Source organism: Prevotella sp. TF12-30 (assembly GCF_003436715.1).
Classification (GTDB): domain Bacteria; phylum Bacteroidota; class Bacteroidia; order Bacteroidales; family Bacteroidaceae; genus Prevotella; species Prevotella copri_A.
In genome coordinates this window covers 1-24,924 of sequence record NZ_QSQJ01000027.1, presented here as the reverse complement: position 1 = coordinate 24,924, position 24,924 = coordinate 1, and the positions used below count along the sequence as shown (strand labels likewise).

At 50.7% G+C, this 24,924-nt stretch carries 15 protein-coding genes; 10 read left to right on the top strand and 5 right to left on the bottom strand.

Annotated features, from left to right (window positions below; translation table 11 throughout):
- Positions 1 to 36: 36 nt before the first annotated feature.
- The 5 genes from DXD25_RS10705 to DXD25_RS10685 all read right to left on the bottom strand — a co-directional run bounded on the left by DXD25_RS10705 (position 37) and on the right by DXD25_RS10685 (position 8,466).
- Positions 37 to 2,001 (bottom strand): HD-GYP domain-containing protein, encoded by a 1,965-nt coding sequence (locus DXD25_RS10705; protein WP_117663490.1) that lies wholly within the window; start codon positions 1,999 to 2,001, stop codon positions 37 to 39.
- 64 nt (positions 2,002 to 2,065) lie between these two features.
- On the bottom strand, positions 2,066 to 4,312 hold the full coding sequence (locus tag DXD25_RS10700; RefSeq protein ID WP_233522282.1) for a DPP IV N-terminal domain-containing protein: 2,247 nt from the start codon (positions 4,310 to 4,312) through the stop codon (positions 2,066 to 2,068).
- 213 nt (positions 4,313 to 4,525) lie between these two features.
- Entirely contained in the window at positions 4,526 to 6,106 is a 1,581-nt protein-coding gene (locus tag DXD25_RS10695; protein ID WP_117663489.1) for a class I SAM-dependent RNA methyltransferase, read from the bottom strand.
- Positions 6,090 to 7,031, bottom strand: a complete 942-nt coding sequence (locus DXD25_RS10690) for a serine O-acetyltransferase (protein ID WP_089544906.1) — start codon at positions 7,029 to 7,031, stop codon at positions 6,090 to 6,092. The genes DXD25_RS10695 and DXD25_RS10690 overlap by 17 nt, the downstream gene beginning before the upstream one ends.
- An 88-nt stretch (positions 7,032 to 7,119) precedes the next feature.
- Positions 7,120 to 8,466, bottom strand: a complete 1,347-nt coding sequence (locus DXD25_RS10685; RefSeq protein ID WP_117663504.1) for an MATE family efflux transporter — start codon at positions 8,464 to 8,466, stop codon at positions 7,120 to 7,122.
- 192 nt (positions 8,467 to 8,658) lie between these two features.
- Here DXD25_RS10685 and DXD25_RS10680 point away from each other — a divergent pair, with 192 nt between their 5' ends.
- From DXD25_RS10680 to DXD25_RS10635, 10 genes are all read left to right on the top strand, one after another.
- Complete coding sequence (locus DXD25_RS10680) at positions 8,659 to 9,810, top strand: N-acetyltransferase (RefSeq protein ID WP_117663488.1); 1,152 nt, start codon at positions 8,659 to 8,661, stop codon at positions 9,808 to 9,810.
- A gap of 34 nt (positions 9,811 to 9,844) precedes the next feature.
- Complete coding sequence (locus DXD25_RS10675) at positions 9,845 to 11,476, top strand: NTP transferase domain-containing protein (protein WP_117663487.1); 1,632 nt, start codon at positions 9,845 to 9,847, stop codon at positions 11,474 to 11,476.
- A 17-nt stretch (positions 11,477 to 11,493) separates the two neighbouring features.
- The gene (locus tag DXD25_RS10670) at positions 11,494 to 12,408 is read left to right on the top strand and encodes a CDP-alcohol phosphatidyltransferase family protein (protein WP_089544902.1); all 915 of its coding nucleotides are present in this window, start codon (positions 11,494 to 11,496) and stop codon (positions 12,406 to 12,408) included.
- 50 nt (positions 12,409 to 12,458) lie between these two features.
- Complete coding sequence (locus tag DXD25_RS10665) at positions 12,459 to 13,517, top strand: lysylphosphatidylglycerol synthase transmembrane domain-containing protein (RefSeq protein ID WP_117663486.1); 1,059 nt, start codon at positions 12,459 to 12,461, stop codon at positions 13,515 to 13,517.
- Positions 13,517 to 14,371 (top strand): HAD family hydrolase, encoded by an 855-nt coding sequence (locus DXD25_RS10660; RefSeq protein WP_233522280.1) that lies wholly within the window; start codon positions 13,517 to 13,519, stop codon positions 14,369 to 14,371. Before DXD25_RS10665 ends, DXD25_RS10660 begins: the two co-directional genes overlap by 1 nt.
- Positions 14,372 to 14,489: 118 nt before the next feature.
- Complete coding sequence (locus DXD25_RS10655; protein WP_187360471.1) at positions 14,490 to 17,042, top strand: DUF5686 and carboxypeptidase-like regulatory domain-containing protein; 2,553 nt, start codon at positions 14,490 to 14,492, stop codon at positions 17,040 to 17,042.
- Between the two features lie 102 nt (positions 17,043 to 17,144).
- Positions 17,145 to 17,783 carry a response regulator transcription factor gene (locus tag DXD25_RS10650; RefSeq protein WP_117663484.1) on the top strand — a complete coding sequence of 213 codons (639 nt, stop codon included), beginning with the start codon at positions 17,145 to 17,147 and terminating at the stop codon, positions 17,781 to 17,783.
- 227 nt (positions 17,784 to 18,010) lie between these two features.
- Positions 18,011 to 19,036 (top strand): LacI family DNA-binding transcriptional regulator, encoded by a 1,026-nt coding sequence (locus DXD25_RS10645; protein WP_117663483.1) that lies wholly within the window; start codon positions 18,011 to 18,013, stop codon positions 19,034 to 19,036.
- A 39-nt stretch (positions 19,037 to 19,075) separates the two neighbouring features.
- Positions 19,076 to 22,030, top strand: coding sequence for a TIM-barrel domain-containing protein (locus tag DXD25_RS10640; RefSeq protein ID WP_117663482.1), 2,955 nt, complete (start codon positions 19,076 to 19,078; stop codon positions 22,028 to 22,030).
- Position 22,031: 1 nt separating this feature from the next.
- Positions 22,032 to 24,686 (top strand): glycoside hydrolase family 2 TIM barrel-domain containing protein, encoded by a 2,655-nt coding sequence (locus tag DXD25_RS10635; RefSeq protein ID WP_233522279.1) that lies wholly within the window; start codon positions 22,032 to 22,034, stop codon positions 24,684 to 24,686.
- Positions 24,687 to 24,924: the final 238 nt, after the last annotated feature.

Sequence of the window (24,924 nt, the reverse complement as noted above, 5' to 3'; positions counted from 1 at the left end):
TTTCAGCGAACTATACAAGCAAAAAGCTTAAAATCTTTATCGCATATAGTTCTTATAGATTTCATAATAGATATCTGGCCATCCGTAGATGGCTATCCTCTCCAGTTCATTGTAGAGTTCCGGTATGTCATCTATCAGCTTCACCAGGTCGGGATTGTATCGGGTTCCTGCGCCTTCTCTCAGCTCTTCCATCACTTTTTCGAAGCTCTTTTCCTGCTTGTAGTTTCTGCCTACTCGCTCGGTGGCAGCCTGCATACAGTCGCACAGGGTTATGATGTCTATCATGAAGCGGAAAGGCGACTTGGTGTTGTCGAAGTCGCTTGGATAGCCTCCCTTGCCGTTGTACCATTTATGATGTCCCAGCGTGGTATCGTGGTAGTATTTCAGCTTCTGCGATATCTTCAGGTATTTCAGTCCCATTCGTGGATGCATTCTGATGATTCTGCGCTCCTCATCGCTCAGCTGCCGATAGTCGTTGTTCACCACGCTTACGATACTGTTCTTGCCAATGTCGTGACAGAGTGCAGCACGGGTGATGAAGGTGATAAGCTGTCGCTGATGAAGCCTTACCTGCCATTTGCTGTTGATGCCCAGTTTTCCTACCAGCAGTTCCCGCCGGTGCCTGATGATGGCTTTCATCATGGCTTCTGCAAGTCGTGCCACGTGGGTAGAGTGGGCGTAGGTGGTAACCTGGGTTGCTACGTTCAGTTCCATCACGAATCCTATTCTTTCTTCATCGCTCAGGTATTTGATGAGTCGGGGATAGGTGCTCACATGTTCCAGTGTCTGGTTATACTGTGTGGAGTTCTGCTGGTCTTTGCGATGTCTGAACATCCTGATAATGTCTTCACAAAACATCCTTACGCACTCCTTTTTGTACTTGGCTGAAACTCTGGCGGTATCTACGATGAATGCCAGGTTGGTATAATGATTCATCAGCGAATTGAAGGCACCTACTCCCAGAACTTTTTGTCGGGTAAGGGGTTTGATCGACTTTTCGTATATTTCCCTGGCTTCTTTCAAGGCTGTTCTTGTCTGGATTTCTCCAATTCTTAGCTTCATGACGATGAGATTGAGCTTCGATGAGATGCTGAGTCCTACGGTATCCGGATATTGTTTTATCACCCGTTTTACCAAATCGTCTCCTTCTTTCTTTTCTATCAGTTCCGGATTGGTGAGATAGATACCTCTTACTATCTCCAAGTCTCTGTCTTTGATGCGGTTAATCCATAGCTGCCTTCTCGTTTCGGGTACTTCCAGTTGGTCTGCCGTATGATTTCTAGCCAGTACTTCCAGCTTTTCATATCTTTCCTGCAGTTTTTTCAGGGGTTGGATATGGTGGAGTGTCCATTCGGATAGGCACAGATTCTGTAGGGCATAGCCGTACAGACCCAGTTCTTCGGGCGTATGGCAGTGTGCACTGTCGGCTACGTATGCGATGCAATCGTATGCTTTTTTCAAAGTCTCGTTGTCTCTATTCAGCTTCCATATCTGGTAATAGGATGCCCCCTTCCAGCTCATGGCTCTCAGACAATAGTAGTTCTGGTCTTGCCGGTTCTTGAAGTTTCTGATCAGAATGTCGGTAACCCTGTTGGTGATGAAGGGATCCGTGAGGGCATAGGCGTAGTTACGAAAGAAATGTACATTCAGACTGTCGTAGGCTGCATCCGGCAAAATGTTTTCCTTCGTAGTATCTGTCATATCGGTTTCGAAATAATCTGCAATGCTATTCAGTAGCTTCTCGTTCTCGTTATAGATCTTATGGTTCTTCTGGCTTCTAGTCATAAAGAATCTTATCCATTCGTCGTGGTTGTGGATACTGAAGATGCTGTCGTTGTAACGATTATAGGTGATGCGGTTCTGAGATAGCTTATCGAAGATGAATTTAAAGTCGGGGATGCTCTGTTCAGAAACAAAAAACTCTTTACCTGCCACTTGCAGGTGGCAGGCAAAGAGTATAGCGGTAATTAATAAAATTACTTTTCTTATCTTGTTAATCATCTTTTTGTTCCGAAGGTTGGTTTTCTTTCGGATAGAGTCTCTTATACATTAAATAATATTCTTTTTACTTCAGGTAGTCGAAGAAGTAGTTGCTGATTCTTTCGTGCAGGTGAGTGCTCTGATGACCTCTCATGTTGTGAGGCTCACCTGGATATACGAAGAAATCTGGCTGGGTACCTGCTGCGATACAAGCCTTCAGGAAGGTGAGGCAGTGCTGTGGCACTACGGTCACATCGTTCAAGCCCTGGATAATCTGTAGCTTACCCTTCAGGTTCTTAGCCTGATAGAGCAGGGATGTCTTCTTGTAACCTTCTGGGTTGGTCTGTGGGGTATCCATATAGCGCTCGCCATACATCACCTCGTACCAGTGCCAGTCGATTACCGGACCGCCTGCTACGCCTACCTTGAATACGTCAGGATAGTTGGTCATCAGCGAGATGGTCATGAATCCACCGAAGCTCCATCCGTGAACACCAATCTTGTCGGCATCTACGTAAGGCAGGGTCTTCAGGTACTCTACACCCTTCATCTGGTCCTTCATCTCTACCTGACCCAGCTGGCGGAAGGTAGCCTGCTCGAAAGCCTTGCCACGGTTCTCGCTACCACGGTTGTCGAGGATGAAGAGCAGATAGCCCTTCTCTGCCATGTAGGTTTCCCAGCCACGGCTAGAGTAGTTCCAGCGGACATCCACGTTGTGGGCGTGAGGTCCACCATATACATATATAATGGTAGGATACTTCTTGTTAGGGTCGAAGTTCACCGGCTTCACCATTCTCCAGTAGAGGTCGGTCTCGCCGTCGTCAGCCTTGATCGAACCGCAGCTGTATTCAGGCACGTTGTAGCCCTTCCATGGGTTCTTGGCTGTGAAGTAAGCGGTGCGCTTGCCGTTCTCGGTGTTTACGATGGCAATCTTGCGAGGCACGGTAGGAGTAGAGTAGTTGTCATAGATAAACTGTCCGTTCCCGCTCAGGGTAGCGTTGTGCCAGCCCTTGCCGCAATCGTCCATCATGGTGCGCTTGCCGGTCTTGGTATCTACGGTGAAGATGTTTCGCTGGATAGGAGAGCATTCGTTGGATGCGATGATGATGCTCTTGCGCTTGGCGTTGAAGCCGAGCACTTCCATCACTTCCCATTTACCCGATGTCAACTGCTTGATTTCGAGCGATTCCGTGTTGCTCGCCATGCGGCTGCCGTGCTTGCCCAGGGTGCAGAGATAGAGGTGGTTGTACCCATCCTTGCGGCTCTGCATGATAAAGCTGTTGCTGTCCCAAGGAAGGAACTGGATAGGGTGGCAAGGCTCCACGTATTTCTCATCGGTCTCGCGATAGAGCTCGCCGGTCTTCTCGCCGGTCTCTGCACTGTAGGCAGTAAGGCGACAGTCGTTCTGGTCGCGGTTCAACTCAAACATGTAGATGGTCTTGCTGTCCGGACTCCATGCGATGTTGGTGAAGTAGCGGTCTGTAGGGTCGCCTGCCTTCAGATAGACAGTCTTGCCTGTCATGCAGTCGAATACGCCCACGGTAACCTTGTGCGATGTTTCGCCCGTCATCGGATACTTGTCTGGTGCAGGCTTGGCGCAGCAGGTCTCTGTCTCAGGATGATTGAAGTAATCAATCTCCGGGATATCCACCTGCGGATAATCCGTCACCATGCTCTGGTCCATGCGGTAGAAGGCGAGCAGTTCGCCGTTAGGGCTCCAGAAGGTTCCCTTGCTGATGCCGAACTCATCGCGGTGAACACTCTGACCATACACGATAGAGCGGCTGCCGTCTGTAGAGATCTGGAAATCGTGAGACTTCTTCTCTCTTGTCATGGCATTGTTGGTTACGTCGAAGGTGCGCACATAGAGGTTGCTGCCCTTCAGATAGGCGAATGCATTCTGCTGTGCGTTAGCTTCGAGGAGGTTCTCGCCATCTTCAAACTCCATCTCGCTCAGCAGCTTATGCTTCTTGAAGTCGATGGTGTAGGTCTTGCTGCCGTTGCTTACCATCACGATGCTCTTTCCTGCGAAAGGGAACTGAGCGTTGTAGAGGGCTCTTACCTTGATGTCCTTGGTAGGAGCAATCCACTGGTTGATATCGTTGATACCGAAGAGTTTTGTCTCCTTTCCGGTAGTCTTGTTTACGAGATAGCATGCCTCGATGTCCTGATGGATAAGTTCATTTCCCCACCAGGTGCACCAGCGGTTCTTTGCCACCATGTTGCGGTAGTTGTTGCCACCGAAGTTCAGGTCTTCCAGTGTGAAGGCTTTCTCGCCTTTCTGCGCAGGAACCACGCCCTGAGCCTGTATCTCGGTTGCATTCATTGCCATCATGGAAATCATAGCTGCAAAAGATAATTTATAAATTGAATTCTTCAGATTCATCATTTTTTTTCTTGTTTTTTGTAACACATAACACCATGTTTTGTGGTGTTATGTGGTTTATCTATCTGATAACTAGGATTTTATCTTTAGCGACGCAGCGTTTCGCAGCATTGCTAGAATTCTTAGCAATACGGCGTTTCACCGCATTGCTAGAAAATCTTAATCCTCGTCATCAAAGTCGGTGTCGAAGCTAGGCTTGCTGCCACGCTTTCCTCCGAAGTTCTGGCCACCTCTGCGGTCTCCCTTGAAACCACCGCGCTTGTCATTACGGTCTCCCTTGAAACCACCGCGCTTGTTGTTACGGTCGTTACGATCGCCTCCGCGCTTGCCTCCGAAGCTGCGGCTGCCCTTGCGGTCATCATCATCGTCGCGTCTTCCGGCACCCACACGTGGACGTCCGCCACGGCGAATCTCATTGCGGCGCTTCTCGAAGTCCTCCAGGCGATGGCTGTGGAACTGGAAGCTGCGGATATCTGCCTCCTCGTTCTCAGTCTCCTCGCTCACACGCTTCTTGAACTCGCGTTCCTTCTTGAAACGGTGCTTCTGCGCCATCTCGCTCTTCTCGCGCTCTGTCTTCACGATACCGCCCTCAGAGCGGAACTCCTTCATCTTGCCGTCGAACATCACATACTTGCGGAACTCGCACTCCAGACTTCCGTTATATACCGGAATCTTGATAGATGGCTTCAGTCCAATCTGCTCGAAGCACTCCTCGCGGTAGCTCAGTACCCAAGCCTCGTTGCCTGCGAAGGCACGCTTGAATCGCTCGCCAATCATCTTGTAGGTGTTCAGCAGGTTAGGAGTAGAGATACGCTCGCCGTATGGAGGGTTCATCACGATGATGCTCTTCTCGGCAGGCTGTGTGAAGTCCTTGAAATCCTGCTGGGCAATGGTGATATCCTTGCTCAGTCCGGCTGCACGCACGTTGAGGTTGGCAGTGTTCACCGCCTTCATATCTACATCATATCCGTAGATGTGGTGCTCGAACTCGCGCTCCTGAGAGTCGTCGTTATAGATCATATCGAAGAGATCCTGGTCGAAATCGTTCCATTTCTCGAAGGCAAACTCCTTGCGGAATACACCTGGAGAGATGTTGCGGGCGATGAGGGCAGCCTCGATGGCGATGGTTCCCGAACCGCACATTGGGTCGATGAAGTCGCATTCGCCCTTCCAGCCGGTCATCAGGATCATACCTGCAGCGAGAACCTCGTTCAGAGGTGCCTCTACCTGCTCCTGACGGTAGCCACGGCGGTGCAGACTCTCACCGCTTGAGTCGAGACTCAGTGTAGCGTTATCCTCTGCGATATGGATGTTGAGGCGGATGTCTGGGTTAGACACGCTGATGTTAGGACGTGTGCCCTGCTTCTCGCGGAACCAGTCCACGATGGCATCCTTTACCTTGTAAGTCACGAAGCGTGAGTTGCGGAACTCCTCAGAATAGACTACTGAATCTACCGAGAAAGTCTTCTTCACGTCTAAGATGTCATCCCACTTGATCTTCTGAACCTCGTCGTACACCTCTTCGGCAGAACGAGCCTTGAAGTGCTTGATAGGTTTCAAGATGCGGATGGCTGTGTGTAACTGGAAGTTAGCACGATACATCATTTCCTTGTCGCCAGTGAAAGATACCATGCGGCGACCTATTTGTACATTGTTAGCACCCAGTTGGGTGAGCTCCTCAGCCAAGACTGGCTCCAGACCCATAAAGGTCTTGGCAATGAGTTCAAATTCCTGTTCCATTATTGAATTCTATATCTAATAAACTTTGTTTTTCTTTTCTATATTTCTTTGTTTTCGGCTTCATGTCCTTGGTCACCCATACGTTGGCGCCCACGATGCAGCCTTCTCCGATGGTGATTCTGCCCAGGATGGTGGCGTTGGCATATACGATGACGTCGTCTTCCAGGATAGGGTGGCGAGGGATTCCCTTGATAGGATTGCCGTCCTTATCCAGTGGGAAACTCTTGGCTCCGAGGGTAACACCCTGATAGAGCTTCACGTTGTTGCCGATGATGCAGGTGGCACCGATAACCACACCCGTGCCATGGTCGATGGTGAAGTGGTGGCCGATGGTAGCCTCCGGATTGATATCGATACCCGTCTCCGAGTGTGCCAGCTCCGTCATCATTCTTGGGATGAGGGGCACGCCGAGCTTGTGCAGAACATGAGCTATACGATAGTTGGTTAAAGCCTTGATCACGGGATAGCAGGAGATGATTTCTCCGTGGCTCATTGCCGCCGGGTCGCCGTTGTAGGCTGCCTCTACGTCGGTGGCGAGAATCTTGCGGAGCTTGGGAAATTCCATGATGGCTTTGGCGGCGATGACGCCTGCCTTGGCACGCTGGTGCTGCAGTTCTGCCTGGGTTTCCGATTCGCAGTCGTTGGCGAAGCAGAGTCCGGCGAGAATCTGTTCTGCGAGCATCTCGTAGAGTTTCTCAACTCTTACTCCGATATGGTATTTGATGGTAGAGATATTCACGGATGAGTTTCCGAAATATCCCGGGAAGAGGATGGATCGAGACAGATTGATGATGTCTTCGAGCGCCTTGCCCGAAGGAAGTGGATTCCCGTCTCTATGCTGATGGAAGAGACCCTTCAGCGATTCGGCGCTTGAAAGCTCGTCGATAGTCTCTGTCAGCTGATGAGTTAGTGTATCTTTACTCATTTTCTTCATGTATCAATAAAATTCGACTGCAAAGATACGATTAATTTCTTGAACTGCAAAGAATTCGTTCTTGTTTTTTGTGATTTTTTTAGCGTTGCTGCAATTTCATATCCCTGAATGCACTCCAGGCTATCGGTACCGCCACGAGGAAGGAGCAGATATCTGCCCACGCCTGACACATCTCCACGCCCAGTAATCCGAAGAAATGAGGGAGGATGAAAATGAGCGGAATGAAGAACAAACCGCTACGTGCTGCAGCCACGATATTCGCACGTACAGGCTTGCGGATGGTCTGAGTCAACATATTCGTCAGCACGATGGTAGCAATCAGAGGAAAGCTGATTACCTGCCACTTCAGGGCAACAGAACCCACTGCTACCACGCTGGCATCATCACGGAAGAGTTCGATGATAGGCTCGGAGAAAAGGAAGCCGAAAACGGCACAAACCGCCAGAAATACCGTGCCGCATTTGATGCAGAAAAAGAATGCCTCCTTCACACGCTCGTACAACTTGGCTCCATAACAGAAACCGCAGAGCGGCTGGAACCCCTGACCCAGTCCGATGACCACGGCATAGGTGAAGAACGAGATTCTCGTCACGATACTCATACCCGCAATGGCTGCATCTCCGTAGGCTCCGGCAGCCACGTTCAGCATCAGTGTGGCGATGCTTCCCAAGCCTTGTCTTGATAAGGAAGGTGTGCCGCCAAAGATAATCTCCTTGAAGTAGGCCCTGGATGGAGTGAAGTTGCGAAGATGGATGCGGATGTTTTCTCCCTTGTGCGTCATCCAGAAGAGCATGGCGCAGCCGAAGCACTGGCTGGTGAGGGTGGCGATGGCGGCACCCGTGATGCCCATGGCAAAATAAAGGATGAGCAGTGGGGCAAGGATGAGATTGAGGAGCACTCCCGACATGATTCCCTTCATTGCATACATCGCATTGCCCTGGAAGCGCATCTGGTTGTTGAGTGTCAGAGAGGTTGTCATGAAGGGAGCACCCAGCAGGATGATGCCGAGATAGCGCTCGGCGTAGGGCTGGATGGTGGGGGTGGAACCCAGAAGAATGCACAGTGGTGTAAGGAAAAGTTGTCCAAGAATGGCGATGAGAAGTCCCGTCAGGAAACTCAGCACGAAGCCCGTGGATGCCATCTTCTTCGCCTTCTCCACCTCCTTGGCTCCCAGCATTCGGGAAATATAGTTGCCGGAGCCATGACCATAGAGGAAACCAACGGCCTGGATTACTGACATCATGGCGAAGGAAACGCCTACCGCAGCCACGCTCTGGGTATTGATGCTGCCCACGAAGTAGGTGTCGGCGAGGTTGTACATACTCGTCGATAACATGCTGATAATGGTAGGAATCGCCATCGTAAAAATCACCCGATGCACCGGTGCATGGGTCAGGAATGTATAATTATCTCTTGATTTCTTCATATCAGCCTGCAAAGTTACTGCTTTATTTCCGAAAGGGGGAAATATTCGATGATTTTAACGCTCGGCAGGAAAAAAAACAGTGATTTCGTTTGCCATCTCGGAAAAAACTCGTACTTTTGCACCGTTTTTCTGATGATACATTATTATAAAAAGAAAAATCAGAGCAAAAAGTTTTAGAAAAAAATCAGATCAATGAGTGATATTAGAATCATACCCGTTACTACCAAGAAAGGATTGAGAACTTTCATACAGTTCTATTACGACCTTTATGAAGGTAGCAAATATGCCGTTCCTTACTTGCGTTTTGACGAGTGGAATACATTGAGCAAAGACAAGAACCCTGCCTTCGATTTCTGCGAAGCGCAATATTTCCTGGCTATCGATTACAGCATCCCGAAGGTGGTAGGCCGCATTGCCGCCATCATCAACCATTGTGCCAACGACCAGTGGAACAAGAAGCAGGTGCGCTTCGGATGGTTCGACTTCATCGATAATCTCGAGGTTTCCGGTATGCTGCTGGATGCCGCAGCCCACTGGGGCAGAGAGCGTGGCATGGAAGAATTGGTAGGGCCACTTGGCTTTACCGATATGGACCGTGAAGGAATGCTCATCGAAGGATTCCACGAGAAATCCACCATGTACGTCAACTACAATTACCCTTATTATCCCAAGCACATGGATGCTCTGGAGCTCTTCCAGAAGGACAACGACTGGCTGGAGTACCGCATCAAGGTGCCTGAGGTAACCCCTCCGAAATTTGCCAAGACAGCCCAGCTCATCGAGAGCCGCTACAATCTGCACGTGCATAAGTTTACCAAGCACGAACTGGTTCAGGGCGGCATGGGCAGGGAAGTCTTCCGCATCGTCAACGAAACCTACAAGGATCTCTACGATTTCCAGCAACTCACCGACCGACAGATCGACGGGTATGTGGATTCGTATATCAAGATGGCGGATATGAACCTCATCACCGGTGTGGTAGATGGCAACGACAACAACCGCCTGATCGGTTTCGGCGTATCCTTCCCATCCATGACCGAGGCGCTGCAGAAGAACCGCAACGGCAAGCTCTTCCCTTGGGGATGGCTTCGGCTTCTGCGGGTGATGAAGTGCCACGCCACCGATACCGTGGATCTGGTGCTCATCGGTGTGTTGCCGGAATACCGCAGCAAGGGTGCCAATGCCCTCATCTTCGCCGACCTCATCGAGCAGTACCACCGCTACGGTTTCAAATGGGCGGAGGCGATGCCGCAGATGGAGAGCAACAAGGGTGTGCAGAGCCAGTGGCAGTATCTGGAAAGCGTGCAGCACCGTCGCCGCCGCTGCTACAGAAGAAAGTTATAGAAATTTGAAGAAAAATAAAATAATTAGAAATAGAATGAGATTTGCAGTTATAGCCGCAGGCGAGGGAAGCCGATTGGCACAGGAAGGCGTGGAACAGCCTAAACCCCTGGTGCCGGTATGCGGCGAACCGATGATAGAGCGCCTTCTACGCATCTTCGTAGATTGCGGTGCTACCGAAATCGTAGTGATTGTCAACGAATGGAGCACGGCGGTGCGTGAACATCTGGAGCAGATGAAGCTGCCGGTGCCTCTGCGCCTGGTGGTGAAGACCACTCCTAGTTCCATGCACAGTCTGCATGCCCTCTCGCCATATCTCCGTGGCGAGCGCTTCTGCCTTACCACCGTGGATACCATCTTCCGTGAGGAGGAATTCAAGAAGTATATCCGCCACTTCCAGGAGGCAAAGGATATTGACGGCTGCATGGCTGTCACCCCATACGTGGATGATGAAAAACCGCTGTGGGTTGGTGTGGAGAAGCAGGAGGATGCCGAGGGTGCCAGTCTGCTCGACAAGCAGGGCTCGCACAAGAAACCACGAATTACGGGCTTCCACGACAAGCAGGAGGGCGATGACCATCTGATTTCGGGTGGCATCTACTGTCTGGGCGACAAGGCGCTCGATGTGCTCGACCACTGCATGGAGCAAGGTATGAGCCGTATGCGCAACTTCCAGCGCCAGCTGGTGGTAGAGGGATTGAAGCTGGAGGCTTATCCTATCAACAAGATTCTGGATGTAGATCACAAGGAGGATATTGCGAAGGCCGAGGCTTTCATCCATCCGCTGGAGGGTAAGACCCTGGTGGGGGTATGCCGCGGCAACGAGTTCTCGCCTAATTGCGTGGATAACGATGCTGCCATCATGAATGCCGTAAAACAGCAGCTGGAGGCACTCGGTGCGCAGGTGATGCTGATGTGCGAGAAGGAATTCTGCCGCAAGGCAACTGTGTTGGAGAGAGCCTACGGATGGCCTCGCTGCCGTGTGACAGTGGGCGTGGATGGCTTCTTCTCGATGGCACGCAGCAAGCAGGCACTCGATATTCTCGGCAGAATAGAGGAGGAAGGCGTATTGGTGGTGAACTCCAGTCTGGGTGTAAACCGCTGCATCCGCCGCATCATGACCGAGCGTTTCATCGCCGGAGGCATCGCTACTCCCGAGAGCCGCATCATCGGCAGAAACGGAGAGATGGTGAAGGATATCCACTATCCTTGCTGGCTGAAGCGTGGCGACGGCTGTGCGCAGCAGAAGGAGGATACCTGCTATGTGCAGAACGAGCAGGAGGCTGAGGCGCTGCTGAAGGAATTCTGGTTGCGTGGCATCACGTCGGTGGTGGTGAACGAGCACCTGAAGGGCGACCTCATCAAGTTCTACGGCGTATCGGGTACCGATTTCTTCTATTGGTTCTATCCATCGAAATGCGGTCATCGTTCCAAGTTCGGACTGGAGGTGATCAATGGCGAGGCTCAGGGCATCGCCTTCGATGCCGAGGCTCTGAAGGCTGAGGCTGACAAGGCTGCCGACATGCTGAATGTGCCGGTATATGGCGGCGACTGTGTGGTCAGCGAGGATGGCAGCATCCGCATCATCGACTTCAACGACTGGCCTAGCTTTGCGCCATGCCGTGATGAGGCTGCGTTCTATATAGCAACAAAAATGATACAGGAATAACAAAAAAATAAAAAAAGATGAATCAGGAATTTAAGGCTTCTCTGAAATCAGCGGATACCGAGGAGCACATTGATATTTACTTCTATCGCCCCATTGGTTACCAGTGGGCGCGATTCTTCCGCATGCTTCACGTCACCCCAAACGTGGTGACCATTCTTTCCATTTTCCTCGGCGTAGGAGCGGGCATCTGCTTCTATTTCGACGATCTGGCAATCAACATCTTGGGCATCTTCTTGCTCATTTGGGCAAACGTATATGATAGCTGCGACGGTCAGCTGGCACGACTCACCAACCAGAAGAGTGCCCTGGGCAGAATCCTGGATGGCGCAGCTGGCGACTTCTGGTTTGTCAGCATCTACTTCGCCATCTCCTTCCGTCTGATGCCGGAGTGGGGCTGGAAAATCTGGGCACTCTGCATTGTTGCCGGTTTCGGATGCCATGCCATTCAGAGCCGTCTTGCCGATTACTACCGTCAGATTCACCTCTTCTTCCTGAAAGGCAAGGAGGGAAGCGAACTGGACGATGCCAGCAAGCAGGTAGAGCTGTGGAAGCAGATGAAATGGAAGAAGGAGCCAGTGCAGAAACTCTTCCAGTTCTTCTACAAGAACTATACCTTGGGACAGGAGCGGGATACTCCTATCTTCCAGATATTCAAGAGAAATCTGCGCGAAAGATATCCGCAGCAGTTGCCTGAGCAGTTGCGTGCCGACTTCCGTGCGGGCAGTCTTCCACTGATGAAATATGCCAATATCCTTACCTTCAACTGGCGCAGCATCACGCTGTTCATCTCTATACTGATAGGTCTTCCATGGCTTTATCCGGCTATCGAGATTACCGTGTTCAGTCTGATTTTCTTCTATATGAGAGGAACCCACGAGCGTCTTTGTCTGAAGCTCAACCAGAAGGTCCTGAAGGGAGAGTATGAGGCATAAACGTCTTATTTTTGGAATAACAAATACTTTTGTGAATAACAAGTTCATTTATGAATAACAAGTTCAGAAATATATTCATGGCGTTCGGTATCATCGCCATCATCATCATGCTCTGCACGATGGATATGGACTATACCGATATCTGGCGCTATCTGAAGCAGGCGGGCATCTATTTCCCGCTGATTCTCGGTCTGTGGCTCGTGGTTTATTGGGTGAACACCGTTTCCTGGTGGCTCATCATCAACGACGAGGGTAGGGTGAAGGGACTCTCGTTCTGGCGAGTATATAAGCTCACCGTGAGCGGATTCGCCCTGAACTACACCACTCCCTGCGGATTGATGGGCGGTGAACCTTACCGCATTATGGAGCTGAAGCCTTTTACGGGTGTGAGCAAGGCTACATCATCGGTCATTCTCTATGTGATGATGCACATCTTCTCCCATTTCTGGTTCTGGTTCCTTTCTACATTTCTCTATATCGCCCTGTATCCGATAGGTGTCCCTATGGGCATCATGCTGGGCTTCATCGCAGCCTTCTGCCTGCTCGGCATCTACTTCTTCGCCCGCGGCTACAAGACGGGAATGGCGCAGAAGGGCATCCATCTGCTCACCCATATTCCTTTCGTGAAGAACTGGGCTAAGCGGTTTGAGCAGGAGAAGCAGGAGACCCTGGAGCAGATAGATTCGCAGATAGCCCTGCTGCATGGTCAGCACAAGAGCACTTTCTACAGTTCCCTCTTCTTCGAGGTGATGGCGAGAGTGCTCCAGAGCCTGGAGATTTATCTTATCCTGAAGGCTTTTGCGGCGGATATCAGCATCGCCGACAGCATTCTGATTCTTGCCTTCTCATCGCTTTTCAGCAATCTCATCTTCTTCTCTCCTATGCAGTTGGGAGCCCGAGAGGGTGGTCTTGCCTTGGCGGTGGATGGCCTGCATCTTACGGGTGCCCTGGGCGTATATACCGGTCTCATCACCCGAATCCGTGAGCTGGTATGGATAGCCATCGGCATTCTGCTCATCAAGGTGGGAAACAAGGACCTGAAGAAGATTCAGGAAGAATACGAGGCTGATCAGAAGAGCCAGCAGCAAACAATTAATAAAGGAAAATAATGAAAGTACTGGATATAAAAGGAATCATTTTTGATTATGGTGGCACGCTCGATACCAGGGGCGACCACTGGTCGGAAGTGCTGTGGCAGGGCTACGAGCATTTCGGTATCGGTGTGGCTGATGACGAGGAAGTAGAGCCAGGAGTAAGTATCCATAAGCGGGCGTTTCGCGATGCCTACGTGTATGGTGAGCGAGCACTAGCTGTGAATCCCATCGTGACTCCCGATTTCCATTTTGAGGATATTCTCAGAGAAAAACTGATCCTGGAATTGAATTTCCTGGCAGGAAAGGAATTGCTGGAGACAGGAAAGGATGATTCTGAGAAACAGGCGAAGCTAGGGAATCCCGGAAAAGATTCTGATGCTTCATCAGAAAGCCTTTTCCTCTCCCTTTCTGATTCAGAAATCCGGCAGATTGCTGTGGATATGGCTCGCTATATCAATGCCAAGACCCTTGCTCTTCTGAATGAAAACAAGCAGGTGTTGGAGCATCTGAAGCAGAAGGGTTATCCGATGGTGCTGGTTTCCAATTTCTACGGCAACATCAATCAGGTATTGAAGGATGCAGGAATTGATGGCTATTTCGAGGACGTGATAGAATCGGCAGTAGTGGGGGTGCGCAAGCCGAACCCAGCCATCTTCGCCCTCGGAGTCTGCGCCCTCGATCTTCCTGCCTCTCAGGTGCTCGTAGTGGGCGATACCTATGGCAAGGATATCATTCCTGCCCATAAACTGGGTTGCCACACCCTATGGATCAAGGGATTGCAGTGGGAAGAGAAGAAGGTGGATGAATCCATCCCCGATGGCATCATCAAGAAACTCTCTGAGATGGAGGGATTTCTGAAAATCTCATAAAAAACTGAAATATATAATAGGTTTTTGCAGCTATTTACGAATAATGTTATAACTTTGCAGCCTGAAAGTAGAGAATGATTAATAATGGGCGCAAGGCCCCTATATATATAATAAGGTAATGAAAGGTATAAGAAAATTGTATTTGGTGCTCGTCCTCCTGGTGGTTTCTACACTCCAGATGATGGCGCAGCAGAAGATAACAGGTCGTGTCATCGACGATGACGGCTTTGCCGTATCGTATGCAAGCGTGCAGTACAAGGGACACAAGATTGCCGTTTCCAGTGATGGAGAAGGTAAGTTTACCATCGAAAAGAAGCCGGGACTGATGCTTACCGTCAGTGCTCTGAGCTACAAGACCACAACGGTCAAGGTAGATGAGAAAACCAGCTTCCTCGAAATCAAGCTCAAGGACGATTCCCACAAGCTGGGAGAAGTCGTGGTGAAATCGAAGAAGGGAAGATACAAGCGCAAGGATAACCCTGCCGTGGAACTCATGCGACGTGTCATCGCTGCCAAGAAGAAGAGCGACCTCAGCAACTATGATTATTATCAGTATGATAAATATCAGAAGATCACCCTCGCACTCAATGATATCACCAAGGAACAGATGGAGGGCAAGTTCTTCAGCAAGCGACAGTATCTCCTCGACCAAGTGGAGCTTTCGCCTTACAACGGCAAGCTCACTCTGCCGGTAAGTATCGATGAGACCGTTTCGCAGCACGTTTACCGCAAGGACCCGAAGAGCGAAAAGGATATCATCAAGGGTCAGCAGAGCAATGGTATCGGACAGGTGATCCAGACCGGAGAAATCCTGAATACAGCCATCAAGGATGTCTTTACCGATGTGGATATCTATGATGACTACGTGCGTCTGCTCCAGTATCCGTTCCCATCTCCGCTGGGCAGAACAGCCATCAGCTTCTATCATTATTATATAGAAGATACGGTGTATGTGAACCGCGACCTCTGCTATCATCTGCAGTTTATCCCAGCCAACAGTCAGGACTTCGGATTCCGAGGCGAGCTCTATGTGCTTGCCGACAGTACCCTGCACGTCAAGAAATGTAATCTCTATATGCCTCACAACTCAGCCGTCAACTGGGTGAAGGACATGAAGATTGAGCAGGAATATACCAAGCTCGACAATGGCGAGTGGGTGCTCACCAAGGATGATATGATAGCAGAGATGCACATGAACAAGCTGCTGCAGGACCTGCTGGTGGTGCGAAACACCCGAATCACCGATTACGCCTTCGACCCTTTGCCGAAGATGCTCTTCAAGGGCAAGGCAAAGGTAAGGCATGATATGGATGCGATGAACCGTGATGAGGCTTACTGGAACAAGTACCGGCAGGTGGATCTCACCAAGAGTGAGTCTTCGATGGACAGTTTCATCCACCGTATGGAGAATTCCAAGGGATTCAAGTACATCATCTTCGGCGTCAAGGCGCTCATGGAGAACTATGTAGAGATAGGAAGCGGAGGAAAGGATGGCCGAAAGAGCCTCTTCGACCTCGGACCTATCAACACCTTCCTCTCCAACAACTACGTGGATGGCGTGCGCCTGCGTCTGGCAGCCCGCACCATGGCGGCACTCAACCCTCATTTCTTCTGGGATGGATATGGCGCCTATGGTACGAAGAGCCACAACTGGTACTACGGTCATCTCTTCACCTATTCGCTCAACAAGAAAAAGAACAGTCCGTTCGAGTTCCCGATGCGCAAGTTCGTCTTCGAGATTGGTCACGATATCACCTCTCCATCCGATGACAACCTGCTGCACAACAAGGATAACTTCTTCATGACCATCCGTGCCGCTACGCAGGACCAGATGTATCTCTATCAGCGGCAGAAGTTCAGCTTCGTCTATGAGACCGACTGGGGACTCCGCTTCGATGCGGGAATGAGATGGCAGAGCAACCGCACCGTGGGCAATCTGCATTATTTCAAGGTGAACACGGGCGAGGAAGTGAAGAAGATACGCACCACCGAGGCATCTGTGGGCATCGACTACAACCCGGGTGTTACCTATGTCAACACCAAGCAGCAGCGATTGCCTATCAATCTCGACAGTCCTGAGCTCACCCTCCGCCATTCCATGGGTCTGGACGGATTCATGGGCGGTCAGTATCAGAGCAACCTCACCACGCTGGGCATCTACAAGCGCCAGTGGCTGGGCAGCTTCGGATATGTGGACTTCAACATCGTGGGCAAGATGCAGTGGAACAAGGTTCCATTCACCATGCTCGTCCAGCCACCAGTCAACCTCTCCATCTTCGAGCAGGAGGCAACCATCAGTATGATGAAAGACTGGGAGTTCCTGAGCGACCGCCAGCTCTTCTGGTCGGTAGCCTGGGATATGAACGGCAAGCTTCTCAACCGCATTCCGCTCATCAAGAAGCTGAAGTGGCGCGAGTATGTAGCCGTGAAGGGTGTATGGGGACAGCTCACCGACAAGAACAATCCGGTGAAGAATACATCGGATGACGTGATCTTCAAGTTCCCTAACAACTCCTACACCTTTGGCAATACGCCATATTGGGAGGTGGTAGCCGGTGTGCACAACATTTTCAAGTTCTTCGGAATCGATTATGTGCGCCGTATCAACTACCTGAATCATGCCAATGTAGATAAGTGGGGCATCCGAATGGGATTCCTCATGTCATTCTAGGAAAGATAAAACAGGGAGAATATAGCCTTTTGCTATGTTCTCCCTTCATCAAAGTTTGGTCATAAAAGAGTATATAACAACATAAAAGAAGGAGATTTGCTTATGAAGATTCTATTGGCAGATAAGCAGGATATCACGCGTGCCGGACTGATATACGTGATAGAGAGAATGGAAGGATTGGAAACCAAGTATGTGGAAGACAAGACAGAGCTGATGCTTGCCTTGCGGGAAAACGAAGATACGGTGGTGATACTCGATTACACGCTTTTCGATATCAATGATTCCGCCGAACTGCTCATCCTCAACCAGCGCTTTCCCTATACCCGATGGCTGCTGTTCAGCGAAGACCTGAGTGCCGATTTCGTACGGGTGCTCATCGCCAGCAGCAGTATGTTCAGCGTGCTCCTGAAGGAGAGTCCGCTGACGGAAATCAAGGAGGCGATACGCTTCTGCGTAGATAGCAAGCGGTTTGTCTGCCAGCGAATGATGGAGGTGCTCCTTACTCCGCCGCAGGAAGCAGAAGAAAAAGTGAATCTCACCAAGACCGAAACCGAGATTCTCAAGGATATCGCCCTGGGTATGACAACCAAGGAAATCGCCGAGAAGCGTTTCTCCAGTTTCCATACCGTGAATACCCACCGAAAGAATATCTTCAGAAAGCTCGGCGTGAACAACGTGCACGAAGCAACAAAGTATGCACTTCGTGCCGGACTGGTAGATTCTGCGGAATATTATATTTAAAAAAAATGCTTCAGATTGTCTCCCGACATTCTGAAGCTTTTTCATTTCTAACTAACTTATTATCAACTATTCATTACTTTTCGTGCTGCAAAATTACAAGTATTTTCAGAAATATGTGCTATATTTGCTAAAAAAACACACGTAAACGTTTGCAATTCGGAATAAAAATAGTATCTTTGCAGTAAATTTGATGCAATATCGCACCATACATAACTAACTTATTATACATGAAGCAGCGTAGAACGTCATTAAAGGACCTTGCAGATAAGCTTGGTGTCAGTATAGCTACCGTTTCCAGAGCATTGCGAAACAGCCATGAAGTAGGAGAGGAGATGACCCAAAAGGTAAAGAAACTCGCCAAGGAGCTGAACTATCGCCCGAATCCCTTCGCCCAGAGTCTCCGCAAGGAAGCTCCGAGGGTGATTGGTGTCATCGTCCCAAATCTCGTGACTCATTATTATGCCGCTGTCCTCGATGGCATCGAAGACTATGCCTCCAAGTTGGGCTATTCCGTTATCAGTTCCAACAGTCATGAAGACCATGAGCGCGAGGCGCAGGCTCTGGATAACTTTCTCAATATGCATGTAGAGGGTATCATCGCCTGTCTGGCGCAGGACACCACCGACTATTCTCACTTCGAGCAGCTCCACGAGATGGGGGTGCCCCTGGTATTCTTTGCCCGCTGTTGTCTGGAGGACATGTTCTCACAGGTGGTGGGAAATGGTGATGTGGCGGCTCAGGAGGCCACCCAGCACATGATAGAAACCGGTTCGCGCCGTGTGGCTTTCATCGGCGGTCCCAACCATCTCGATATGGTGCGCCGCCGCAAGCACGGTTATCTCGAAGCGCTCCGCGAGAACCGCATCCCTATCGACCGCGACCTGGTGGTATGCGACAAGATAGATTTCGACGTGGCGCGCAAAGCTACGCTCCGGCTCCTGGAAGGTGAGAATCCGCCTGATGCCATCCTCGCCTTCAATGATATCATCACCTATGCAGCCTTCGATGCCATCAAGTCGAAAGGTCTGCGCATTCCGGAAGATGTGGCTATCATCGGATTCACCGATGGAGATACAGCCGCCTTCGTAACCCCTCGCCTCTCCGCCATCATGGATCAGGCACACGTGCAGGGCACCAAAGCCTGCCAGCTTCTGATGAAGAGCATCAATGGCGATGAGAAAATCTACAAGGAGGTGGTGCCGATGATTCTCAAGATACGTGAAAGTTCGGAAAAGAATCTCGTGAAGAAATAGACTATTATAACAATTTTATAAACTCTAAAAACAAACTAAATGAAACCAACAAAGACATTATTTGTTACGGCTGCATTGATTCTGGGCGCTATGGGTGCCCAGGCAGCTGATTTTGTCCAGAATGGTAACTATCTTACCGTACAGTTAAAACAGCATCAGAACTATGGTCCGTCGCAAATCCGCCTCCAGGTGGTAGGCGACCGCATCATCCGTGTGCAGGCTACTGCCGAGCAGAGTTTCCGCAGCAAGCAGAGTCTCATCATCGTGCCTCAGAAGGGCAAGGCAAATTACAAGGTAGAGGAGCAGGGCGATGACCTCATCATCACCACCGCTGCCATGCGTGCCGTGCTGAACGAGGCTACCGGACAGATTACCTTCTATGATCTCAAGAATCAGGTTCTGTTGAAAGAGGTGGCACAGGGAGGAAAGATCTTCAAGCCTTTCACCGTGCCCGACCGTGAAATCGGTGTGGATATCGCCAAGGTACCCGAGGCACAGAAGCACGGATGGTCGTGGCGTGCCCTCTTCGATTCGCCAGACAATGAAGCCTTCTATGGTCTCGGTCAGCACCAGAGCGAAGAGCTCAACATGAAGGGCAAGAACGAAGACCTCTTCCAGTATAACACCAAGGTGAGCGTGCCTTTCGTCATCTCCAACAAGAACTACGGCATCCTCTGGGATTCGTATTCTTATTGCCGCTGGGGTAATCCGGGCGATTATCTCCAGCTGAACCGTGCCTTCAAACTCTACGACAAGGACGGTAAGGAAGGACAGCTCACCGGTACCTACGTGGCTAAGAACGGACAGAAGATTGTTCGTGGCGAGGACAGCATCTACTTTGAATATGCCATGCCTGAGACTTCAGAAATCTGCAACAAGACTGATAAGGGCGGCATCCAGAACCTGCCTAAGGGCTTTGCGCTGAATGGCTCCAAGGTGGTTTACGAGGGATATGTAGAGGCGCCAACCAACAGCTTCTATCAGTTTATCCTCTACTATGCCGGCTATATGAAGATCTATATCGACGGCAAGCTGGTGGTGCCTGAGCGCTGGCGTACCGCCTGGAATCCGAATTCCTATAAGTTTGAGACAGCCATTCAGAAGGGCAAGAAGACCCCAATCCGCATCGAATGGCAGCCGGATGGCGATGTTTCCTACTGCGGTCTCCGTGTGGCTGCCCCACGTTCTGAGGCTGAGAAGAACCAGCTGAGCATCTGGAGCGAGATGTCGCCGGATATGGATTACTACTTCATCGCCGGAAAGAATATGGACGAGGTAATCTCGGGCTATCGCACCCTTACCGGCAAGGCTCCGGTATATCCTAAGTGGGTGCTCGGCTTCTGGCAGAGCCGCGAGCGCTATCAGAGCAGCAAGGATATCGAGGAGAACATGAAGAAGTTCCGCGACCTGAAGATTCCGGTGGATAACATCGTACAGGACTGGAACTACTGGAAGCTGGATTCATGGGGAAGCCACGAGTTTGAGGCGGCACGCTATCCGAACCCTCAGGCGATGCTCGACAGCGTGCACGCCCTGCATGGAAGATTCATGATTTCGGTTTGGCCGAAGTTCTATGATACCGTGAAGAATTACAAGGAACTGGATGCCAAGGGGTGGATGTATCACCAGGCTATCAAGGATGATATCCACGACTGGCTCGGTTTCCGCGGCTCCTTCTATGATGCCTACGATGCCGGAGCCAGAAAGATGTTCTGGCGACAGATGGATGAGAATCTCTATACCAAGTATAAGTTCGGTATCGATGCCTGGTGGATGGATGCATCAGAACCAAACGTTCGTGACTGTACCCCGATGTGGTACCGTAAGGCGCTCTCCGGTCCTACCGCCCTGGGCACATCTACCGAGTATTTCAATGCCTACAGCATCGTGAATGCCGACGCCATCTACAATGGTCAGCGCAGCGTGAACCCTAACCAGCGCGTCTTCCTCCTCACCCGTTCGGGCTTTGCTGGCGAACAGCGCTACAGCACTGCTACCTGGTCGGGCGACATCGCTACCCGCTGGGAGGATATGCGTGCGCAGATGACTGCCGGACTGAACTATTCTATGGCAGGTCTTCCTTTCTGGGGAATGGACCAGGGTGGTTTCTGTGTGGAAAACCGCTATGTAGCAGCCCAGCAGGAGTTTGACAAGACCGGTAAGGAGAATGCCGATTTGAAGGAGTGGAGAGAGTTGCAGGCTCGGTGGAACCAGTTTGGCTGTTTCGTTCCGCTCTATCGTGCCCACGGTCAGTGGCCGTTGCGTGAGGTTTGGAACATCGCACCAGCCGATCATCCTGCCTACAAGACCATCGTAGCCTACGACAAGCTCCGCTATCGCCTGATGCCTTACCTCTACAGTATGGCGGGTATGGTGCATCTCAAGGATTACACGATGATGCGCGGACTGGTGATGGATTTCAATGGCGATGAGAAGGTGTTGGACATCAAGGACCAGTGGATGTTCGGTTCTGCCCTGATGGCTTGTCCGGTGGGCGAGTATCAGAAGTATTCACGCGAAGTCTATCTGCCTAAGCAGAAGGGCTGGTACGATTTCTATACCGGAGCATATCATGCAGGCGGTCAGACCATCGTGGCCGATGCGCCATACGATAAGATTCCTGTCTTCATCCCAGAGGGCGCCATCCTTCCGATAGGTCCTGAGATGCAGTGGAGTGATGAGAAGAAACCGGAGTTGATCGACCTCTATGTCTATGCCGGCAAGGATGGCTCTTATACCTTGTACGAGGATGAGGGCACGAACTATAACTACGAGAAGGGCAAGTATGCTGTAATCGATTTCAAGTATGATGATGCCCGGAAGCAGGTAACCATCGGTGCCCGCAAGGGTAGTTTCGACGGCATGCTCCAGAAGCGCCGCTTCAACATCATCCTGGTAGATCAGAAGAAGCAGCAGGGCGTGAATCTCACCAAGTCGCCTAAGGGCAAGGTAGTGAAGTATGCAGGTCAGGCAATGACTGTAAAATTGAAATAATATGAAGAAGATATTTGCTTTAGCAATTCTACTATTGGGCGCTCAGTCTTTGAGCGCCCGCGATCGCCAGTCTTTTGATAAAGACTGGCTTTTAGTTTTGGCTGATAGTGCCAGTATGCAGAATTCGGAGTATGCCGACGGGCATTGGCGCCGCCTGAATCTCCCTCACGATTGGGCGATAGAGGGCGATTTCTCTCCATCGAATCCTTCGGGAGCCAGCGGTGGTGCTCTTCCGGGCGGCATCGGATGGTATCGCAAGCACTTCTCCCTTTCGCCAGACGAGAAGTACGACCGCTTCACCATCACCTTCGATGGCGTGTATATGAACTCCACCGTCTATATCAACGGTCACAAGCTCGGCACCCGTCCCTACGGCTACAGCACCTTCGAGTACGATCTTACACCTTATATATATAAGAAGGGTGATAACGTCATTGCCGTGAAGGTGGATAACAGCGATCAGCCCAACAGCCGCTGGTATTCGGGCTGCGGCATCTACCGCCACGTCTGGCTTACCAAGACTCTGAAGAAGGCATACATCCCGCAGTGGGGGCAGTATGTGGCTACCACGCCGAAGGGTGATGTCAAGGTGAAGGTGGATTTCCATGCCGAAGGCAGCAGGATGAAACTATCCATCCGCAATACCATCTACGATGCGGCTGGCAAGGTGGTGGCAAGGAGCCAGGGCACCCAGAGCCAGCAGCTCAAGGTAAGGAAACCTCATCTCTGGTCTATCGGAAAGGGCTATCTCTATACCGTGAAGAGCGAACTGGTGGTGAATGGCAAGGTGGTGGATACCGCCACTACGCAGACCGCCTTCCGTGATGTGAGGTTTGATGCCCGGAAAGGTTTCTTTCTCAATGGCGAGAATATGAAGATCAATGGTGTGTGCGAGCATCACGATTTCGGATGTCTAGGTGCCGCCCTCAACGAGGATGCGCTTCATCGCAAGCTCACCATCCTCAGGGATATGGGTGTAAATGCCATCCGAAGCAGTCATAATCCTCCGGCTCCCGAACTTCTGAATATGTGTGATTCCATGGGAATCATGGTGATGGACGAGAGCTTTGACATGTGGCGCCGCAAGAAGTCGAATGGCGATTATGCCCGCTTCTTCGATGAATGGCATCAGCGTGATCTCTCTGATCTGGTGAAGCGCGACAGGAATCATCCTTGCATCATCATGTGGAGCATCGGCAACGAGGTGCTCGAACAGTGGTCGGATGCCGCTGCCGATACCCTGAGTCTGGAGCAGGCGAATCTCATCCTGAATGCGGGGCATGATGCCTCTACCCTGGCACATAGCGATGAGCTGAGCGTGAACTCTCTTCTCACCCGTCATCTGGCTGATATCGTGAAGAAGTATGATCCGTGGGGCGCCCGTCCGGTAACAGCCGGATGCAACGAGCCTGATCCTAAGAATCATCTCTTCAAGAGTGGAGCCATCGATGTCATCGGATTCAATTATCATCATCAGTGGGCGAAGGATGTTCCTAGGAACTTCCCGGGCAAGCCGTTCATCTTCTCCGAGAGTGTTTCGGCACTCCAGACGCGCGGTTATTACCGGATGCCGAGCGACAGCATCTATACGGCTCCGGTGGAGTGGTGGCTGCCATATACCGATCCATCCTTCAAGTGTTCGGCGTATGACAATATGCATGCCTCCTGGAGCAGTACGCACGAGGAGACCTGGGATGTGGTGAAGCACAATGATTTCGTGGGCGGACAGTTTATCTGGACAGGTTTCGACTATATCGGCGAACCGACTCCGTATGCCTATCCGGCACGCAGCAGTTATTTTGGCATCATCGACCTGGCTGGTCTTCCTAAGGACAGTTATTATATGTATCAGAGTGAATGGACGAAGAAGCCTGTTCTCCATCTCTTCCCTCACTGGAACTGGCTTCCAGGCCAGCAGATAGATATGTGGTGCTATTACAACCAGGCAGATGAGGTAGAGCTGTTCATCAATGGCAAGAGCCAGGGCATCCGGAAGAAGAAGGTGCATGGAGAGGAAAATGAAGATGCCGCCCATGCCGTTTCTGCAAAAGCTGGCGCCAAAGCTGTTTCTGCAAAAGCCGGCGACCATGCCGACGCCTTTGATCGCAGCACCGAGTATCACGTAATGTGGCGAGTAACTTTCGAGCCGGGTGAAGTAAAGGTCGTAGCGAGAAAGCAGGGCAGGGAGATTTCATCCCAGACCATCAAGACAGCCGGTCCTCCTCATCATCTCGTTTTGAAGAAGACCTATCAGAACACCCTTGCATCCGCTGTCCAAACCCCGTCAGGCGTTCCTGCGGATTTGCAATCGTGCACTCCAACCCCGTCAGGCGTTCCTGCGGATTTGCAATCCGCAGTCAGAAAAGGTTCGACCTCTCTCCCTGGGGATTTGCAATCCCCATCCTCCCCTACAACCTTCGTAGAAGTAAATGTAGTAGATAAGGATGGCAATCTCTGTCCGAATGCCGAGAACGAGATCTATTTCTCTTCTACCGCCGAGATTCTGGGCACAGATAACGGCAATCAGACCTCCCTGGAGCGTTTTACCGATCCAAAGAGAAAGGCATTCTTCGGCAAGTGCATCATCGTCTTGCGAGGTCACGGCACGCTCCGTGCCGAATCCATAGACTTGCAACAAGCTATTATCAAATTATAAAAACAAAAAAAGCATGCCAAAGTCATTTCGACTTTGGCATGCTCATTTAAGTTACATACAGCTCGTCACGCCCAGAGAGCAATATACAAAGTGCAGCCTTTCTTCTTTTGACGATGCAAAGGTACGGCTTTTTTAGGGAACCACCAAAAAACAGGGTGTGACAAGCCCCGATTTCAGCAGCCACAGAATACGAATCCCGTTAATAATTCTAACTCGCTCTAAATTGGACTTTGATTGA

Coding starts and splice junctions, on each gene's coding strand:
- DXD25_RS10705 (WP_117663490.1), bottom strand. CDS start 2,001: ATGATTAACAAGATAAGAAAAGTAATTTTATTAATTACCGCTATACTC.
- DXD25_RS10700 (WP_233522282.1), bottom strand. CDS start 4,312: ATGGCAATGAATGCAACCGAGATACAGGCTCAGGGCGTGGTTCCTGCG.
- DXD25_RS10695 (WP_117663489.1), bottom strand. CDS start 6,106: ATGGAACAGGAATTTGAACTCATTGCCAAGACCTTTATGGGTCTGGAG.
- DXD25_RS10690 (WP_089544906.1), bottom strand. CDS start 7,031: ATGAGTAAAGATACACTAACTCATCAGCTGACAGAGACTATCGACGAG.
- DXD25_RS10685 (WP_117663504.1), bottom strand. CDS start 8,466: ATGAAGAAATCAAGAGATAATTATACATTCCTGACCCATGCACCGGTG.
- DXD25_RS10680 (WP_117663488.1), top strand. CDS start 8,659: ATGAGTGATATTAGAATCATACCCGTTACTACCAAGAAAGGATTGAGA.
- DXD25_RS10675 (WP_117663487.1), top strand. CDS start 9,845: ATGAGATTTGCAGTTATAGCCGCAGGCGAGGGAAGCCGATTGGCACAG.
- DXD25_RS10670 (WP_089544902.1), top strand. CDS start 11,494: ATGAATCAGGAATTTAAGGCTTCTCTGAAATCAGCGGATACCGAGGAG.
- DXD25_RS10665 (WP_117663486.1), top strand. CDS start 12,459: ATGAATAACAAGTTCAGAAATATATTCATGGCGTTCGGTATCATCGCC.
- DXD25_RS10660 (WP_233522280.1), top strand. CDS start 13,517: ATGAAAGTACTGGATATAAAAGGAATCATTTTTGATTATGGTGGCACG.
- DXD25_RS10655 (WP_187360471.1), top strand. CDS start 14,490: ATGAAAGGTATAAGAAAATTGTATTTGGTGCTCGTCCTCCTGGTGGTT.
- DXD25_RS10650 (WP_117663484.1), top strand. CDS start 17,145: ATGAAGATTCTATTGGCAGATAAGCAGGATATCACGCGTGCCGGACTG.
- DXD25_RS10645 (WP_117663483.1), top strand. CDS start 18,011: ATGAAGCAGCGTAGAACGTCATTAAAGGACCTTGCAGATAAGCTTGGT.
- DXD25_RS10640 (WP_117663482.1), top strand. CDS start 19,076: ATGAAACCAACAAAGACATTATTTGTTACGGCTGCATTGATTCTGGGC.
- DXD25_RS10635 (WP_233522279.1), top strand. CDS start 22,032: ATGAAGAAGATATTTGCTTTAGCAATTCTACTATTGGGCGCTCAGTCT.